Annotated in this window: 16 protein-coding genes; 7 read left to right on the top strand and 9 right to left on the bottom strand. The window is 71.3% G+C overall.

The window, feature by feature from the left end; genetic code table 11:
• Positions 1–2 precede the first annotated feature (2 nt).
• The gene (locus tag ACIA8X_RS12130) at positions 3–515 is read left to right on the top strand and encodes a hypothetical protein (RefSeq protein WP_399458257.1); all 513 of its coding nucleotides are present in this window, start codon (positions 3–5) and stop codon (positions 513–515) included.
• Positions 516–551: 36 nt separating this feature from the next.
• Here ACIA8X_RS12130 and ACIA8X_RS12135 read toward each other — a convergent pair whose 3' ends face one another.
• A complete protein-coding gene (locus ACIA8X_RS12135) occupies positions 552–1,304 on the bottom strand; it encodes a hypothetical protein (protein ID WP_393461911.1) in 753 nt (250 codons plus the stop codon).
• Between the two features lie 246 nt (positions 1,305–1,550).
• Here ACIA8X_RS12135 and ACIA8X_RS12140 point away from each other — a divergent pair, with 246 nt between their 5' ends.
• Genes ACIA8X_RS12140 through ACIA8X_RS12150 form a run of 3 tightly spaced genes read left to right on the top strand, consistent with a single transcriptional unit; the run spans position 1,551 to position 4,609 of the window.
• Positions 1,551–2,846 carry a magnesium transporter MgtE N-terminal domain-containing protein gene (locus ACIA8X_RS12140; RefSeq protein WP_393461909.1) on the top strand — a complete coding sequence of 432 codons (1,296 nt, stop codon included), beginning with the start codon at positions 1,551–1,553 and terminating at the stop codon, positions 2,844–2,846.
• Positions 2,836–3,432: a DUF1003 domain-containing protein gene (locus tag ACIA8X_RS12145; RefSeq protein ID WP_399458258.1), complete on the top strand. Its 597-nt coding sequence runs from the start codon at positions 2,836–2,838 to the stop codon at positions 3,430–3,432. Before ACIA8X_RS12140 ends, ACIA8X_RS12145 begins: the two co-directional genes overlap by 11 nt.
• A gap of 43 nt (positions 3,433–3,475) precedes the next feature.
• Complete coding sequence (locus tag ACIA8X_RS12150; RefSeq protein ID WP_393461905.1) at positions 3,476–4,609, top strand: Mrp/NBP35 family ATP-binding protein; 1,134 nt, start codon at positions 3,476–3,478, stop codon at positions 4,607–4,609.
• 94 nt (positions 4,610–4,703) lie between these two features.
• Here the strand turns inward: ACIA8X_RS12150 and ACIA8X_RS12155 are convergent, their stop codons facing one another.
• From ACIA8X_RS12155 to sigE, 5 genes are all read right to left on the bottom strand, one after another.
• The gene (locus tag ACIA8X_RS12155; RefSeq protein WP_393461903.1) at positions 4,704–5,372 is read right to left on the bottom strand and encodes a hypothetical protein; all 669 of its coding nucleotides are present in this window, start codon (positions 5,370–5,372) and stop codon (positions 4,704–4,706) included.
• Positions 5,373–5,620: 248 nt separating this feature from the next.
• Positions 5,621–6,070 carry a sec-independent translocase gene (locus tag ACIA8X_RS12160; protein WP_393461901.1) on the bottom strand — a complete coding sequence of 150 codons (450 nt, stop codon included), beginning with the start codon at positions 6,068–6,070 and terminating at the stop codon, positions 5,621–5,623.
• Positions 6,071–6,339: 269 nt separating this feature from the next.
• On the bottom strand, positions 6,340–8,154 hold the full coding sequence (locus ACIA8X_RS12165) for a trypsin-like peptidase domain-containing protein (protein ID WP_393461937.1): 1,815 nt from the start codon (positions 8,152–8,154) through the stop codon (positions 6,340–6,342).
• Between the two features lie 883 nt (positions 8,155–9,037).
• Positions 9,038–10,024 (bottom strand): anti-sigma factor family protein, encoded by a 987-nt coding sequence (locus ACIA8X_RS12170; protein WP_393461899.1) that lies wholly within the window; start codon positions 10,022–10,024, stop codon positions 9,038–9,040.
• Positions 10,021–10,719: an RNA polymerase sigma factor SigE gene (sigE, locus tag ACIA8X_RS12175; protein WP_093906778.1), complete on the bottom strand. Its 699-nt coding sequence runs from the start codon at positions 10,717–10,719 to the stop codon at positions 10,021–10,023. Before sigE ends, ACIA8X_RS12170 begins: the two co-directional genes overlap by 4 nt.
• A 235-nt stretch (positions 10,720–10,954) precedes the next feature.
• Here sigE and ACIA8X_RS12180 point away from each other — a divergent pair, with 235 nt between their 5' ends.
• Entirely contained in the window at positions 10,955–11,653 is a 699-nt protein-coding gene (locus tag ACIA8X_RS12180) for an O-methyltransferase (protein ID WP_393461935.1), read from the top strand.
• A gap of 80 nt (positions 11,654–11,733) precedes the next feature.
• On the opposite strand, the gene ACIA8X_RS12185 is transcribed toward ACIA8X_RS12180, so the two are convergent.
• Positions 11,734–11,901, bottom strand: a complete 168-nt coding sequence (locus ACIA8X_RS12185; RefSeq protein WP_003966491.1) for a DUF3117 domain-containing protein — start codon at positions 11,899–11,901, stop codon at positions 11,734–11,736.
• Between the two features lie 377 nt (positions 11,902–12,278).
• On the opposite strand from ACIA8X_RS12185, the gene ACIA8X_RS12190 reads away from it, so the two are divergent.
• Positions 12,279–13,082: an enoyl-CoA hydratase/isomerase family protein gene (locus tag ACIA8X_RS12190; RefSeq protein ID WP_393461897.1), complete on the top strand. Its 804-nt coding sequence runs from the start codon at positions 12,279–12,281 to the stop codon at positions 13,080–13,082.
• A gap of 92 nt (positions 13,083–13,174) precedes the next feature.
• On the opposite strand, the gene ACIA8X_RS12195 is transcribed toward ACIA8X_RS12190, so the two are convergent.
• Positions 13,175–13,762: a DNA-3-methyladenine glycosylase I gene (locus tag ACIA8X_RS12195; protein ID WP_393461895.1), complete on the bottom strand. Its 588-nt coding sequence runs from the start codon at positions 13,760–13,762 to the stop codon at positions 13,175–13,177.
• Positions 13,759–14,112 (bottom strand): DivIVA domain-containing protein, encoded by a 354-nt coding sequence (locus tag ACIA8X_RS12200; protein WP_393461933.1) that lies wholly within the window; start codon positions 14,110–14,112, stop codon positions 13,759–13,761. The genes ACIA8X_RS12195 and ACIA8X_RS12200 overlap by 4 nt, the downstream gene beginning before the upstream one ends.
• 145 nt (positions 14,113–14,257) lie before the next feature.
• On the opposite strand from ACIA8X_RS12200, the gene folP reads away from it, so the two are divergent.
• Positions 14,258–15,118 carry a dihydropteroate synthase gene (folP, locus tag ACIA8X_RS12205; RefSeq protein WP_393461893.1) on the top strand — a complete coding sequence of 287 codons (861 nt, stop codon included), beginning with the start codon at positions 14,258–14,260 and terminating at the stop codon, positions 15,116–15,118.
• Positions 15,119–15,307 lie beyond the last annotated feature (189 nt).

Here is a 15,307-nt window from a genome sequence, read left to right on the forward strand (position 1 = left end):
GCATGACAAGCGAGCTGCTCGACCAGGCCCTCGTCGAGGAGGCCACCAAGAAGTCCGGCCTCATCTGGGTCAAGGGACCTGGTCACCCGGCCCGGGCGCTGTGGCATGTGTGGCACGAGGGTGCGGCGTGTGTCATGGGCGACGGTCCGGGCGAGCAGCCGCTGCCGGGGCTGGTCGACGGGGGCGCGGCCGAGGTGACGGTCCGCAGCAAGGACAAGGGCGGCCGGCTGGTCTCCTGGTCCGCGAAGGTCGTCGAGCTGACGTCCGGTACCGAGCGGTGGGACACGACGGTCGGCGAACTCAAGGGCAAGCGCCTCAACGCCCACGACGGCGAGGCGATGCCCGAGCGCTGGGCCCGCGAGTGCCGGGTGATCCGCCTGGAGCCGACGGGCGCGACGGCGCCCCTGCCCGACGGCAACCTCGCCGAGGCGCCGTTGCCGACGTCGGCGACGACCCGGCAACCGATTCCGGCAGGACTGCCGAAGCTGCTGATGAAGCGGCGCAAGCGGAAATAGCTGAAGCCGCGCAGGCGGAGGCAGCCCGCTCGGCGCCTAGGACGTCGGCAGCTGCTTGCCGTAGTCCACCGTCTCGCCCTTGGCCGGCTCCTTCAGGGCGAAGTCCTTGCCCCAGGAGGAGAACGTCAGGGTGCCGCCGCCACCCGCCCGGACCAGGCGCAGGGGGTACGGGGTGCCCTCCAGGGAGACGTCGAGGGTGCCGCCGGAGCCTTTGTCGCCGGTGATGCGGATGACGCGGGTGCCCGCCTGCTCGTGGTGGCCGTCGGTGGCCAGCGCGCCGTGCAGGGTCAGCAGGCCGTCGAGGAGTACGTCCTTCTCCGTGAAGCCGCTGAACTTCTTGTACGACGGGTCGCCCTGCGGCACCTTCACGAACTTGCCGTCCAGCTTGTCCACGGCCGCGGCGTCCGTCTTGCCGCCCTCGGCCGCACCCGCATCGCTCCAGAAGCCGGCGTCGGCCTTCAGATACAGCCGCTCACCGATCCGCAGCAGCTGGAACGTCCCTCCCTGCGACGTGACCGATCCCGTCGCCCCGTCGTCCTTGAGCTGCATGTCGAGCTTGTAGGTGCGCCCGCTGGTCACCACGTTCCCCGAGAGGCGCACCGCGTCGGCGGAGTCCGCGGCCGTACGGGTCTTGCGCTGGATCTCGGCGGCCGGCAGCTTGCCGACGCCGTTGGTGCCCTCGTCGGGGTCCGCACTGCATCCCGTCAGCCCCGCTCCCGACACGACCAGGGCGCACACGGCGCTCACCAGCGCGCCCCGGCGCGCACGACCCTGGGGAATCGCAGTCACAGGTGGGGCTGCCTTTCTGTTGTGGGACCTCAGCGGCGTACGGCAGCGTACCGGGGCCTCACAGCCCAGGCGGAGCCAGTCCGTCCGTACCGCTCACCAGGGCATATCGGATCCGGACGGGCTAGCCTGAAGCCCACCCGAGCGGGCAATTCGGATATGCGGCCCAGCCCACGGACCCGCACCAGCACCAGCACCAGCACCAGCACCAGCACCACGGCACACCCCGCACGCAAAGGAGCCGCAGCGATGGCAGCCGGCGCTCCCCGGATCTTCGTCTCGCACCTCGCCGGCATCGCCGCCTTCGACCCGAACGGCGACCAGGTGGGCCGCGTCCGCGATCTGGTCGTCATGCTCCGCGTCGGCCGACGACCCCCGCGGGTGCTCGGCCTCGTCGTGGAACTGTCCACCCGGCGCCGCATCTTCCTGCCCATGACCCGCGTCACCAGCGTCGAGTCCGGCCAGGTCATCACCACCGGCGTGCTCAACGTCCGCCGCTTCGAACAGCGGCCCACCGAGCGCCTCGTCTTCGGCGAGCTCCTCGACCGGCGCGTCACGCTCGTCGAGAGCGGCGAGGACGTCACCGTCCTCGACCTGTCGGTGCAGCAGCGTCCGGCCCGCCGGGACTGGGAGATCGACAAGGTGTACGTGCGCAAGGGCGGCAGGAGCGGCGCCTTCCGGCGGGCCAAGGGGGAGTCGCTGACCGTCGAGTGGTCCGCCGTCACCGGCTTCTCCCTGGAGGAGCAGGGACAGGGCGCCGAGAGCCTGCTCGCCACCTTCGAGCAGCTGCGCCCCGCCGACCTCGCCAACGTCCTGCACCACCTCTCCCCCAAGCGCCGCGCCGAGGTCGCCGCCGCCCTCGACGACGACCGCCTCGCCGACGTCCTCGAAGAGCTCCCCGAGGACGACCAGATCGAGATCCTCTTCAAGCTGAAGGAGGAGCGCGCCGCCGACGTCCTGGAGGCCATGGACCCCGACGACGCGGCCGACCTGCTCGGCGAGCTGCCCACGGAGGAGCAGGAGCGGCTGCTGAGCCTGATGGAGCCCGCCGACGCGGCCGACATGCGCCGTCTGATGGCGTACGAGGAGCACACGGCCGGCGGGCTGATGACCACCGAGCCGATCATCCTGCGCCCGGACGCCACCGTCGCCGACGCGCTCGCCCGGGTCCGCAACCCCGACCTGTCCCCCGCGCTCGCCGCCCAGGTCTACGTCTGCCGCCCGCCCGACGAGACGCCCACCGGCAAGTACCTGGGCACGGTCCACTTCCAGCGCCTGCTGCGCGACCCGCCGTACACCCTGGTCAGCGCGTTGCTCGACGAGGCTCTGGAGGCCCTGGCCCCGGGCGCGGAGCTGCCGGTGGTCGCCGGGTTCTTCGCGACGTACGACATGGTGGCGGCGCCCGTCGTCGACGAGTCCGGCTCGCTGCTGGGCGCGGTGACCGTGGACGACGTACTGGACCACATGCTGCCCGACGACTGGCGGGAGACGGAGTTCCACCTGGACGAGGACACGGGCGAGGAGGTGGCCACCCATGGCTCATGAACGCGAGGGCACACGCGAGCGCATGCCCTCGGGCGCCACCGCGACCTCCCGGGCGCCCCGCACACGCCTCGACCAACCCCGGCCGCCGCGCCGCCGGGTCCTGCCCGAGTGGGATCCGGAGGCCTTCGGACGGCTCTCGGAGCGCGTCGCCCGCTTCATCGGCACCGGACGGTTCCTCGTCTGGATGACGGTCGTGATCATCGTCTGGGTGCTGTGGAACATCGCCGCACCGAGCGACCTGCGCTGGGACGAGTACCCGTTCATCTTCCTCACCCTGGTCCTGTCCCTGCAGGCCTCCTACGCCGCCCCGCTGATCCTGCTCGCGCAGAACCGGCAGGACGACCGCGACCGGGTCAACCTCGAACAGGACCGCAAGCAGAACGAGCGGTCGATCGCCGACACCGAGTACCTGACCCGCGAGATCGCCGCCCTGCGCATCGGGCTCGGCGAGGTCGCCACCCGTGACTGGATGCGCTCGGAGCTGCAGGACCTGACGAAGGAGCTGGAGGAGCGGCACAACGGCCACCGCGAGCCCGGGGTATTCCCGGCAGATCGGTCGCGCGGACGTGACGTAGACGACCGCTGACGGGCTTTCCGGGGGATGGCCACCGCGCCGTACCATCGTCCTTATGGCTACGGAAGACGCGGTGCGTGAAGCACTGGCGACAGTGAACGACCCCGAGATCAACCGTCCCATCACCGAACTCGGGATGGTCAAGTCGGTGGAGATCGGCGCGGACGGAGCGGTCGCGGTCACCGTGTACCTGACGGTCTCCGGCTGCCCGATGCGCGAGACGATCACGCAGCGTGTGACGGACGCGGTCTCCGGGGTCGACGGCGTCACCCGCGTCGACGTCACGCTCGACGTCATGAGCGACGAGCAGCGCAAGGAGCTGGCGAACGCCCTGCGCGGCGGCACCGCCGAGCGCGAGGTCCCCTTCGCCAAGCCCGGCTCGCTCACCCGCGTGTACGCGGTCGCGTCCGGCAAGGGCGGCGTCGGCAAGTCCTCGGTGACGGTCAACCTGGCCGCCGCGATGGCCGCCGACGGCCTCAAGGTGGGCGTCGTCGACGCCGACATCTACGGCCACAGCGTGCCGCGCATGCTGGGCGCCGACGGCCGTCCGACCCAGGTCGAGAACATGATCATGCCGCCGTCCGCGAACGGCGTGAAGGTCATCTCCATCGGCATGTTCACGCCGGGCAACGCCCCGGTCGTGTGGCGCGGCCCGATGCTGCACCGCGCGCTCCAGCAGTTCCTGGCGGACGTGTACTGGGGCGACCTGGACGTCCTGCTCCTCGACCTCCCGCCGGGCACCGGCGACATCGCGATCTCCGTCGCCCAGCTGGTCCCGAACGCCGAGATCCTGGTCGTCACGACCCCGCAGCAGGCGGCGGCCGAGGTGGCCGAGCGCGCGGGCTCCATCGCCGTCCAGACCCACCAGAAGATCGTCGGCGTGGTCGAGAACATGTCCGGCCTGCCCTGCCCGCACTGCGACGAGATGGTCGACGTCTTCGGCACGGGCGGCGGCCAGTCGGTCGCCGACGGCCTCACCCGCACCACCGGTGCGAACGTCCCGGTCCTCGGCAGCATCCCCATCGACGTCCGCCTGCGCGAGGGCGGCGACGAGGGCAAGCCGGTGGTCCTGACGGACCCGGACTCCCCGGCGGGCTCGGCGCTGCGGGCGATCGCCGGGAAGCTCGGTGGACGGCAGCGCGGCCTGTCGGGCCTGTCGCTGGGCATCACGCCGCGCAACAAGTTCTGATTCCCGTACGACGATTTCCTGTACGACGATGGGGGCGCCGTCCGTTGAGACGGCGCCCCCATCGTCGTAAATCCGACTCGTGGGCGAGACAGACCTAGGCGTACGCCGAGATGTCCTTGATCACGGCGAAGCCCAAACCGTAGGCGCTCATGCCCTTGCCGTACGCCCCCACGTGCACCCCCTCCTGAGTCGAGCCGGCCAGTACCCAGCCGAACTCGGACTCGCGGTAGTGGAAGGGCGTCGGCACGCCGTCCACCGGCAGGGAGAGCGTCGACCAGTCCGGACCGTCGAGGTCGTCGGCAAGAGCCCACGCCGTCTCGGTCTGCTGGTCCAGCCAGTCGTCCCGCAGCGAGTGATCCATCTGCCCCGGCCACGTGAACGACAGCAGCCCCACCCCCGCGAGCCACGCCGCCGACGACACCGACGTCGCCTCCAGCAGCCCCGTACCGTCGGCGCTCCTGCGGGACGGATTCGCCGCGACGGTCACCACGACCGCGAACTTCTCCCGGTCCTCCGACGCCTCGTTCCGTACGGAGGGCTCGTCACCGTGTCCGATCGATCCGTGTTCCACGGCCCCGTCGGCCGCCGTGCCGACCTGCATCAGCCAGCGCGGCCCCGTGAAGGCCTCGTCGAGGCCGTACCACGGGAACGGCGCCAGCAGGTAGCCGTCGACCGTGCGCCGGGCGGAGGGGACCTGCTGCCCGTTCTCCTCGGCCGGTGCCTGCGCGACTGCCCGACTCGTCGTCTGACTCGTCGTCTCCATGTGCCCGGACGCCTCCTCGCTCTAGCCGGACCAGCCGGCCCGCCCCCCTTCGGGCGGCCCTTCTCCTTCAGGCACGGCCCGCACAACAACTCGGCAGCATAGCCACACCGCTACGAGCAGCAGGGAAACCGCCCGGCGCGCGGGGCGCGCAGGGGGCGTGTTCAGGCCGCGTGCGACCCGGGCGGAGTATGAGAAGCGTCACGTACGAGCGGTGTTCCGCGCCCGTGTTCGTACGGCGTTCGGACGGCTCAGGTGGCGTCCGCGTCGAACGGCGGGCGGTCGTCGCGGGGGTTCTCGGGCTTCTTCGTCATGTCGATGCTGCCGCCGGAGGAGCCGGAGGAGGACGACGAGGAGGAGGACGCGGACGACTCCGACTCACGGCTGTGGACGGCGTCGGTGACCTCGGCCATCTCCTTCTTCAGGTCGAAGCCGTTGCGGATCTCCTTGAGCCCCAGTTCGTCGTTGTCCATCTGCTTGCGGATGAACGTCTTGGGGTTGAGGTCCTCGAACTCGAAGTCCTTGAACTCCGGGCCGAGCTCCGACCGGATGTCCTGCTTGGCGCTCTCCGAGAACTCGCGGATCTTGCGGATCGTCCGCGTGGCGTCCTGGATGAGCTTCGGGAGCTTGTCCGGACCGAAGACGAGCACGGCGAGGACGATGAGCGTCACCAGCTCGAGCGGTCCTATGTCATTGAACACCTGAAGCTCCTTGCGATGTCCGCGGCCCTCGGCTCTCGGCCCTCGGTGGTCAATTGCGGGTCTTCCGTGGTCCGGGCCGGATCCACGGTACCCGGCGATCCGCTACGACCGGTACTGTCCCGAGGCCTCCGAATGCGCGTGGGCGTGGGGTTTTCCGGGTTGTTTGCCTTGTCAGGGCCCGTGTGGGGCGGTGACACGGGGTGCGCTGTGAGGTTTCTGTGAGTCCGGCCCCTCGTTCGGTCGCCGCTCATTTCCCGCCCAGTTCCCGCTCAGCTCCCGCTTGAGGAGCCCAGTGTCAGGGAGATCGTGATCTCCTTGCCGGCGCGTTCCAAGGTCAGTTCGAGCTGGTCACCGGGGCGGTGGGCACGGGTCTTGACGATGAGTTCCTCGCCGGAGTGGACGCGCTGGCCGTCGACCTCGGTGATGACGTCGCCCGGCTTGATACCGGCCTTGTCGCCGGGACCGCCCTCGGTGACCGCGGGGCCGCCGTCGCCGCCCTTGGTGCCGACGCGGGCACCGTCGCCGGTGTAGTCCATGTCTAGGGTGACGCCGATCACCGGGTGGGTCGCCCTGCCCGTGTTGATCAGCTCCTCGGCGACGCGCTTGGCCTGGTTGACCGGGATGGCGAAGCCGAGGCCGATGGAGCCGGACTGGCCGCCGTCGAGGTCGGAGCCGCTGTCGGCGGAACGGATGGCGGAGTTGATGCCGATGACCCGGGCCCGGGCGTCGAGGAGGGGGCCGCCGGAGTTGCCGGGGTTGATGGGCGCGTCGGTCTGCAACGCGTCCACATAGGACACGTCGCTCCCGTCGCCGCTCTCCCCGCCGGCCGTGATGGGCCGCTCCTTGGCGCTGATGATGCCGGAGGTGACGGTGCCCGCCAGGTCGAACGGGGCGCCGATCGCGACGACGGGGTCGCCGACCCGGACGTTGTCGGAGTTGCCGAGCGGCAGGGGCGTGAGCCCCTTGACGCCGCTGACCTTCACGACGGCGAGGTCGTAGCCGCCGTCCCGCCCGACGACGGTGGCTTTGGCGGTGTCTCCACTGTGGAAGGTCACCGATATCTCGCCGTCGTCCCCGGCGGGCTCGACGACGTGGTTGTTGGTGAGGATGTGGCCCTGGTCATCGAGCACGAACCCGGTCCCGGTGCCCTGCTCCTCGCTCCCGCTCACATGCAGCGTCACGACACTGGGCAGGGCACGAGCGGCGATCCCGGCAACACTGTCCGGCGCCCGCCCACTGGACTCGGCCCCGGCCTGCGGCAGCTCCAGCTCCCCCACACCACCGTTGCGCTCGAGATACGCCCCGACAACACCGCCGACCCCTCCGGACACAAGCGCGATCAACAGGACCCCGACGAGGATCACCTTCTTCCCCCGCTTACGCCGCTGCTGCTCGGTGACGACCGCGGCGCCGTTCTGCTGGAGGGGGGCGGCGGGGTGGGGGGTGGAGGACCAGGGATCGTAGTTCTGCCAGGGGGTGGTGGGGGGTGCTGGTGACGACAGGGTCGGCTGGGCCGGGGAGATCCGGGCGAGGGTGTCGGCCGCCGGGGGTGCCGCCTGAGCGGGGATTCCGGGGGCTGATGCGGGGACGGGAGCGTCAGAGGTCGGGGGCGGTACCGGAGCGGGTACGCCGGCTGTCGGGGCCGGGGTCGGAAGGCCGGGGGGCGAGTTCGGTGGCGCAGCACTCACGCCGCCCGCTGGCGCCGGAGCCGCAACGCCGGGAGCCGAGTTCGGCGACGGAGCGCTAACGCCGCCCGCCGGGGCCGCCGACGGCACCGGCGTGCCGTGGGCTGCGGTCGGGGCGCTGTGCGTCGGGGTGGGCGGACCGGGCGGGAGTGGCATCGGTACGGCCGTGCCGTGCGCGGGCGTGGTCGCCGGGTGCTGTACCGGAGGGGCGGGCGCCCAGGGGCCGGGCTCGCCGTAGGGCGGGGTGCTGTAGGGGTCGGGGTCGTGCAGGGGCTTGGGGCGCGCGCCGGTGGGCTCTGCGGGAACGTCGACCGGCCCGGCGTCCTCGGCGCTCCCCGCAGCCGCGCCGCCGTCACCCCCCGACGGGGCATCAGCGGGTACCCCACCCGGCCGCGCCAGCTCGAAGTCGCCCCCGGCGGACGCCACGTCACCAACACCGCGACTCACAACAGGCCGAGCAAGCTCAAAGTCGCCCTCGACCGAAACCACGTCGCCCCCGCTGCCGCCCGCACCCGGCAGAGCAAGCTCGAAGTCACCCTCGGTCCCAGGGGAAGCCACGTCACCGCCACTGCCACTGCCACCTGCCGCAGGACGGGAAAGCTCGAAGTCCCCCTCGGCCGAAGCCACGTCGCCCGCCGCACGCGCAGCGGGCCGTGCCAGTTCGAAGTCGCCGTCCGTCGCGCCACCGAGGCCCCGCTCGCCGGTGCTCACCGGCGCCGTGAGCGCGGTCGCGGTCGCGTCCGATGTGCCCGGTGCCGTCGCGCTCGTCTCGTCCGGCGTCGGCTCCGTGTCATCCGACTGGGCCGACGGCTCCTGCGGCCGAGGTCGGTTCCACCACTTCGCCTTCGCGGGCTTCCCCTCGTTCATGCTCTGCTTCCTGCTCGCTGCTGACCGTTGCTCGAGTAGGACGCTTCGCAGTCCGCCGTATCCGAAGGGACCCGGCAGGGGTGCGGCCGGGCAGCCCCGGCCGATCGGACGTCGTTCCGCAGCCGCGACGACGACGGGCTCCGGACGGCGATCCCGCGATGACCTGCCGGCTTCCCGACCCTGGTTCCTCGGCAGGCCGCCACCGGGACCGTCCCGGCGCCCGAATGCCTACTCAACTCTGCGCTGTCGCACTCAAGTTCCCTCAGGAAACCGGCGACCTCGTCATGCTCCCTCCCCCATCCGGCACGCGGCGTCAACGGCGGCCGCGGTTCGTCACTCCGCGCCCGGCCGTCGGGCCAGGGCGCGGCCCACCCCGGATTCAATCAGGTTCGTGGGCCGCTGCGCAGAGGCCGGGTCAGGGACCGGTGGCGGGAGAGATGGAGGGGGATGTGGAGGGCGATGACGTCGCGTCGGGGACGGGTACGGCGAGCAGGTCGGGGGGCGCCGTGATCGCGGGGGTCGTTGAGAACGAGGCCAGGGTGAGCGGCGGGGTCGCGCTGAGCGGGCGTATGAGCGGGGACATGGCGGCCGCGCCGGCCACCACGGGTGCCGTCAGGGTGTGCATCTCCTGGTCGGCCGCGTGCTGGGCCGGCATCCCGGGCAGGAGGGGCGCCGACACCTCGGACGGGGCCACCGGGGTCGCCAGCGTCTGCTGGCCCTGCCCCTGTGCGAGCAGCGGGCCGACTCCACGGCGGCGCTGGTTGTCGGGTGCCGTCGCGGCACCGGTGCCCTGCGTCCGCGCCGGCGTCGCATTGCTGCCGCCCGAGCCGCCGCGTGCCTCCGTGTCGGTCGGCGCGGTCGTCGTGACACCGCCCAGCGAGATGGCCGCCAGGGACACCGCGCCCGCCGCGACCAAGGCGAACCGCATACGGGAGGACCCGGAGCGATCCGCGTCCTGACGGCCCACGGGATGGGTGCGGAAGCCGCGGTCGGAGCCGGGAAGCGCGGAGCCGTGCGAACGCGACGGGACGTATCCGAACTCGAAGCGGTCGCTACGGTTCACCCCGAACACCCCGGTGGTGCCCGGCCGTCCGGACAGTCCGCCGAATCCGCCCCCGCCCAGCGGCGAGCCGCCGCCGTCCAGGTCACCTCCGCCGGGGAGGCCCTGAAGTCGGGCGAGGAAACTCTCGGAGGGAGGCGGCGGGGCCGCCTCCGCGAAGACGTTCTTCAGTCGGCGCTGGGCGTCGACCTCGGCCTTGCACCTGGCGCACGTCGCCAGGTGGGCCAGGACACGCTCGCGCGTCTCATGACCGAGCTCTCCGTCGACAAGGGCGGAGAGTCGGTCGCCAAGGTGCTGCTCGGCCAGGAGCCGTTCGGCGGGGTTGGGTCGGGAGCCACTCACGCGGTCGCGCCCCCTCCCCCCAGAGCGGCCACACGCGGCACGAAGGAGCGGCGCTCGGCGCGCGCCTCCGGGGAGCGGTGGGCGAGGGCCTTGCGCAGCTGCGAGCGGCCACGGTGGATACGGGACCGGACGGTGCCGAGCTTGACGCCCAGGGTCGCGGCGATCTCCTCGTACGACAGCCCTTCGATGTCGCACAGGACGACCGCGGCGCGGAACTCGGGCGCGAGGGTGTCGAGGGCCTGCTGGACGTCCGCGTCGAAGTGGGCGTCGTTGAAGACCTGTTGGGGTGTGGGCTCCTTGCTGGGCAGCCGCTCGGCGGCGTCGTCGCCCAGCGCGTCGAAGCGGATGCGCTGCTTGCGGCGGACCATGTCCAGGAAGAGGTTGGTGGTGATGCGGTGCAGCCAGCCCTCGAAGGTGCCCGGCGTGTACGTCGACAGGGAGCGGAAGACGCGGACGAAGACCTCCTGGGTGAGGTCCTCGGCGTCGTGCTGATTGCCGGTGAGGCGGTACGCCAGGCGGTAGACGCGGCCGCTGTGCGTGCTGACGATCTCCTCCCAGGTGGGCGGAGTCCACGCCTGCCCGTCCGCGTCGGTGGAGAAGGTCGCGGTCTGGGCGAAGTCGCCGGCGTGGCTGTGGTCAGCGGTGTCGTTCACGGATTTCGGCCTGCCCGCCGATCCGAGAAAGCGCCGCAGCACTCCTCCCCGATCCACAGGCGCAGCCGCACCTCCCCTGTCGGCTCTGGTGGTGTCCAGTGGAGCCCCTACCATAGCCACCTCGCCCGTTAGCTCCGGATAAGCGGTTTTACGAGAATTTGATCTGGGCTGATGGGGCTGGTGGGCCTGCGTCAGCACTTGCTCGCGGTCACGCTCGTCATCGTGATCCAACTGTGTCCCCCCGCTCGTCTTCCCACCCCTCTAAACGCCCGGTCCCATCTGCGGGTTCCCGCCCGTAACGGATACAGTCACGCCCAGGCAACCACGGGGACAGGAGAGGGCCATTACCGGCAACCGGCAGACGAGCTGGGCGTTCGCCGACGCCTACGTCGCCGAGGACGAAGTCCTGCGCTGGGCCCGCGACCGGGCCCGTGAGGCGGGGCTGCGCTCGGTGTCGCCCGGCACGGGCGCCGCGCTGCGGATGCTGGCCGCCTCGGTGGACGCGAAGGCGGTGGCGGAGATCGGCACCGGCACCGGCGTCTCCGGCATCCATCTCCTGCACGGCATGCGCCCGGACGGCGTCCTGACCACGGTGGACCCCGAACCCGAGCACCAGCAGTTCGCCCGCCAGGCCTTCCGCGCCTGCGGCTTCGCCAGCAACCGCGCCCGCTTCATCCCGGGCCGCGCCCTGGACGTGCTTCCCCGCCTCGCGGACGCCGGCTACGACCTCGTCTTCTGCGACGGCGATCGGCTGGAGTTCCTCGACTATCTCGCTGAATCGTTGCGCCTGCTGCGTCCGGGTGGCCTGGTCGTCTTCGAGGGCGTCTTCGCCAACGGCCGCACGGTGGACTCGGGCCCGCAGCCCACCGAGGTCATACGCATCCGCGAGCTGCTGCGCGCGGTGCGCGAGAGCCAGGAGCTGGTGCCGTCGCTGCTGCCGGTCGGGGACGGCCTGCTGTGCGCGGTCAAAAGATAGCCGCAGACATACCCCGACAAACAGCGACCCCGGCACCATGTGCGATGCCGGGGCAGCCGAAAGGGTAGGGTCGCTTCCGCTCAGCCGACGACCTTCTTGAGGGCATCGCCGAGTGCATCGGCCTCGTCAGGGGTCAGCTCGACGACGAGCCGACCGCCGCCTTCGAGCGGAACGCGCATGACGATGCCCCGCCCCTCCTTGGTCACCTCGAGCGGGCCATCGCCCGTCCGCGGCTTCATGGCCGCCATGCTCGTTCCCCTTCCTGAAACCAGCTCATAGTCAAAGCCGACGGCCCCATGGAGGGCACGCGCGTCTGGCATGAGACCCGCGACACCGGCATCGAACACATTGCTTCCAAGCCATTATCCCGCATCTCAGGACCCGATGACCAACATCAGTCGGCATCGCTTGGGCAACGCGCGCGAGCAAAACCACTCAATTCGGCGATGTGACTGCGATACTGCGCCACCGCACGCGCTTGGACCGAACGGAACCGGACGCGAATTCTTTGACGCAGGTCACACGTCCGGTCAGGGCCGTTGTCGGTGATCTCCGCCATGCTGTCCTTCAGACAGGCGCGTACCGACGAGTACGCACCGATCCGCGACACCGGAGGGGATACACCATGGCCGACACCGTGCTCTACGAGGTGAGCGACGGACTGGCGACGATCACGCTGAACCGCCCCGAGGCGATGAACGCGCTGAACATCGAGGCCAAGGTCGCCCTGCGGGACGCGGTCCAGGCCGCGGCGGGCGACGACGCCGTACGGGCCGTGCTGCTGACGGCGGCCGGAGAGCGGGCGTTCTGCGTGGGGCAGGACCTGAAGGAGCACATCGGGCTGCTGATCTCCGACCGGGAGACGGGTTCGGGGCACACGATGAGCACGGTGCGGGAGCACTACAACCCGATCGTGAAGGCCTTTACGTCCATGTCGAAGCCCGTGGTGGCCGGGGTGAACGGGGTGGCGGCCGGGGCCGGTTTCGGGTTCGCGTTGGCCGCGGACTATCGGGTCGTGGCCGACACGGCCGCCTTCAACACGTCGTTCGCGGGGGTCGCGCTGACCGCGGACTCCGGGATCTCGTGGACGCTGCCGCGGGTCGTCGGGCCCGGGCGGGCCGCCGACCTGTTGCTCTTCCCGCGGAACATCAAGGCGCAGGAGGCGTACGAGCTGGGCATCGCGAACCGGGTCGTGCCCTCGGCCGACCTGCGCGAGGAGGCTGAGAAGGTGGCGCGGGCGTTGGCCCAGGGGCCGACGGTGGCGTACGGGGCCCTCAAGGAAGCGGTGGCGTTCGGGCTGTCGCACTCCTTGGAGGAGACCTTGGAGAAGGAGGACGAGCTGCAGACTCGGGCGGGGTCGTCTGAGGACCATGCGATCGCGGTGCAGGCCTTCGTCAACAAGGAGAAGCCGAAGTACTTGGGCCGGTGAGCTAGGGGCGGTAGCGCCGTCGGGGGCTGCGGGTGTGTGGGGGCTGATCGCGCCCACGCGGCGGAGCCGCATATCGATACAGCCCCGCGCCCCTAAAGGGCGCTTCTCGCCACGCAGGTTTCCAGGTGGTCGTCCACCAGACCGCACGCCTGCATCAGGGCGTATGCCGTCGTCGGGCCCACGAAGCGCAGGCCCCTCTTCTTCAGGGCCTTGGACAGGGCCGTCGACTCGGGCGTGACCGCCGGGACATCCGCCAGGGACTTCGGGACCGGGCGGGTGCTCGGGTCGGGGGCGTGGGACCAGATCAGCTCGTCCAGGTCGTCCGGGGCCCAGTCCGCCAGTACGCGTGCGTTGGCGATGGTCGCGTCGATCTTGGCGCGGTTGCGGATGATGCCCGCGTCGGCGAGGAGGCGGTCCTTGTCGGTGTCCGTGAAGGTCGCGACCTTGGCGATCTCGAAGCCCGCGAAGGCGGCGCGGAACCCCTCGCGGCGGCGCAGGATCGTGATCCAGGACAGACCCGACTGGAAGGCCTCCAGGCTGAGGCGTTCGTAGAGCGCGTCGTCGCCGTGGACCGGGCGGCCCCACTCCTCGTCGTGGTACGTCACGTAGTCCGGAGTGGACAGGGCCCAGGGGCAGCGCAGGGCGCCGTCCGGGCCGGCGAGGGCCGCGCCGTCGCTCACGGCCGGTCCTCGGGGGCGGGCTTCTCCATCGGCACCCGGCCGCCGGGCGCCGCCTGGGCGCCGGCCAGGGCGGACTCCAGGTCGGCGATACGGGCGTCGCGCTCGGCGAGCTCGGCGCCGAGGCGGCTGAGGGCGTCGTCGACGTCGGACATGCGGTAGCCGCGGGCGGCGAGCGGGAAGCGGAGGCTGTCGATGTCGGCGCGGTTGACGGGGCGGTCCGGCGGCAGCGGGTCCTGCAGGCGCTCGGGAGCGGCATCCGGCAGCGGGCCGTCACCGTCGCCGCCGCCCACCACGGCGAGCGTCACCGCGGCGACCACGACGGCCAGCGCGACGACCAGGAACAGGAACATAACCATCGCTGTGGCCCCCATGGTCCGTTAATGCGTGCGGTCGAGTGTGTCAGTGTCCGATCGTGCCATGCGACTCTGACAGTTAGGGTCGCAGGCGGCCGTATGCAGGCGACTTGCCAGGACGTACTAGGAGAGGTCACAGGGGATGCTCAGGCTGGGCACGCGTGAGTTCGATCCACACGAGCCGGTGATCATGGCGATCGTGAACCGGACCCCGGACTCCTTCTACGACCAAGGGGCGACGTTCCAGGACGAGCAGGCCCTCGCGCGCGTGGAGCAGGCCGTGGCGGAGGGGGCGGCCATCATCGACATCGGCGGCGTCAAGGCCGGGCCGGGGGACGAGGTGACCGCCGAGGAGGAGGCGCGGCGGACCGTCGGGTTCGTGGCCGAGGTGCGGCGGCGGTTTCCGGATGTCGTGATCAGCGTGGACACCTGGCGGGCCGAGGTCGGGGCGGCGGCGTGCGAGGCGGGGGCGGATCTGCTCAACGACGCGTGGGGTGGGGTGGATCCGGGGCTGGCGGAGGTCGCCGCGCGGTACGGGGTGGGGTTGGTGTGTACGCATGCGGGGGGTGCGGAGCCTCGGACTCGGCCGCATCGGGTGGCGTACGACGACGTCATGGCCGACATTCTGCGGGTGACGGTGGGGTTGGCCGAGCGGGCGTTGTCGCTGGGGGTGCCTCGGGAGTCGATCCTGATCGACCCCGGGCACGACTTCGGGAAGAACACGCGGCACAGTCTTGAGGCGACTCGGCGGTTGGGGGAGATGGTGGAGACGGGGTGGCCGGTGCTGGTGTCCCTGTCCAACAAGGACTTTGTCGGGGAGACGTTGGACGTGCCGCTGAAGGAGCGGGTGGTGGGGACGTTGGCTACGACCGCGGTGTCCGCGTGGTTGGGGGCGCAGGTGTATCGGGTGCATGAGGTGGCCGAGACGCGTCAGGTTCTGGACATGGTCGCGTCGATCGCTGGGCACCGGCCTCCGGCGGTGGCGCGGCGGGGGCTGGCGTAGGGCCCTTTTCTCGCCCCCGCCGCCCCTACCCGTCCCGTCCTCCAGGGGCTCTGCCCCTTCGACCCCGGCCCGCTTCTGGGGGCTGCCGCCCCCAGACCCCCGCATCGGCCCTGAAGGGGCCTCGTCCTCAAACGCCGGACGGGCTGAAATGCCGGGGCCGGCGTCGAGAGCTCGCCCTCGCTCCACCTA

This window comes from Streptomyces sp. NPDC051738 (genome assembly GCF_044453205.1).
In the GTDB taxonomy this organism is placed as follows: Bacteria; Actinomycetota; Actinomycetes; order Streptomycetales; family Streptomycetaceae; genus Streptomyces.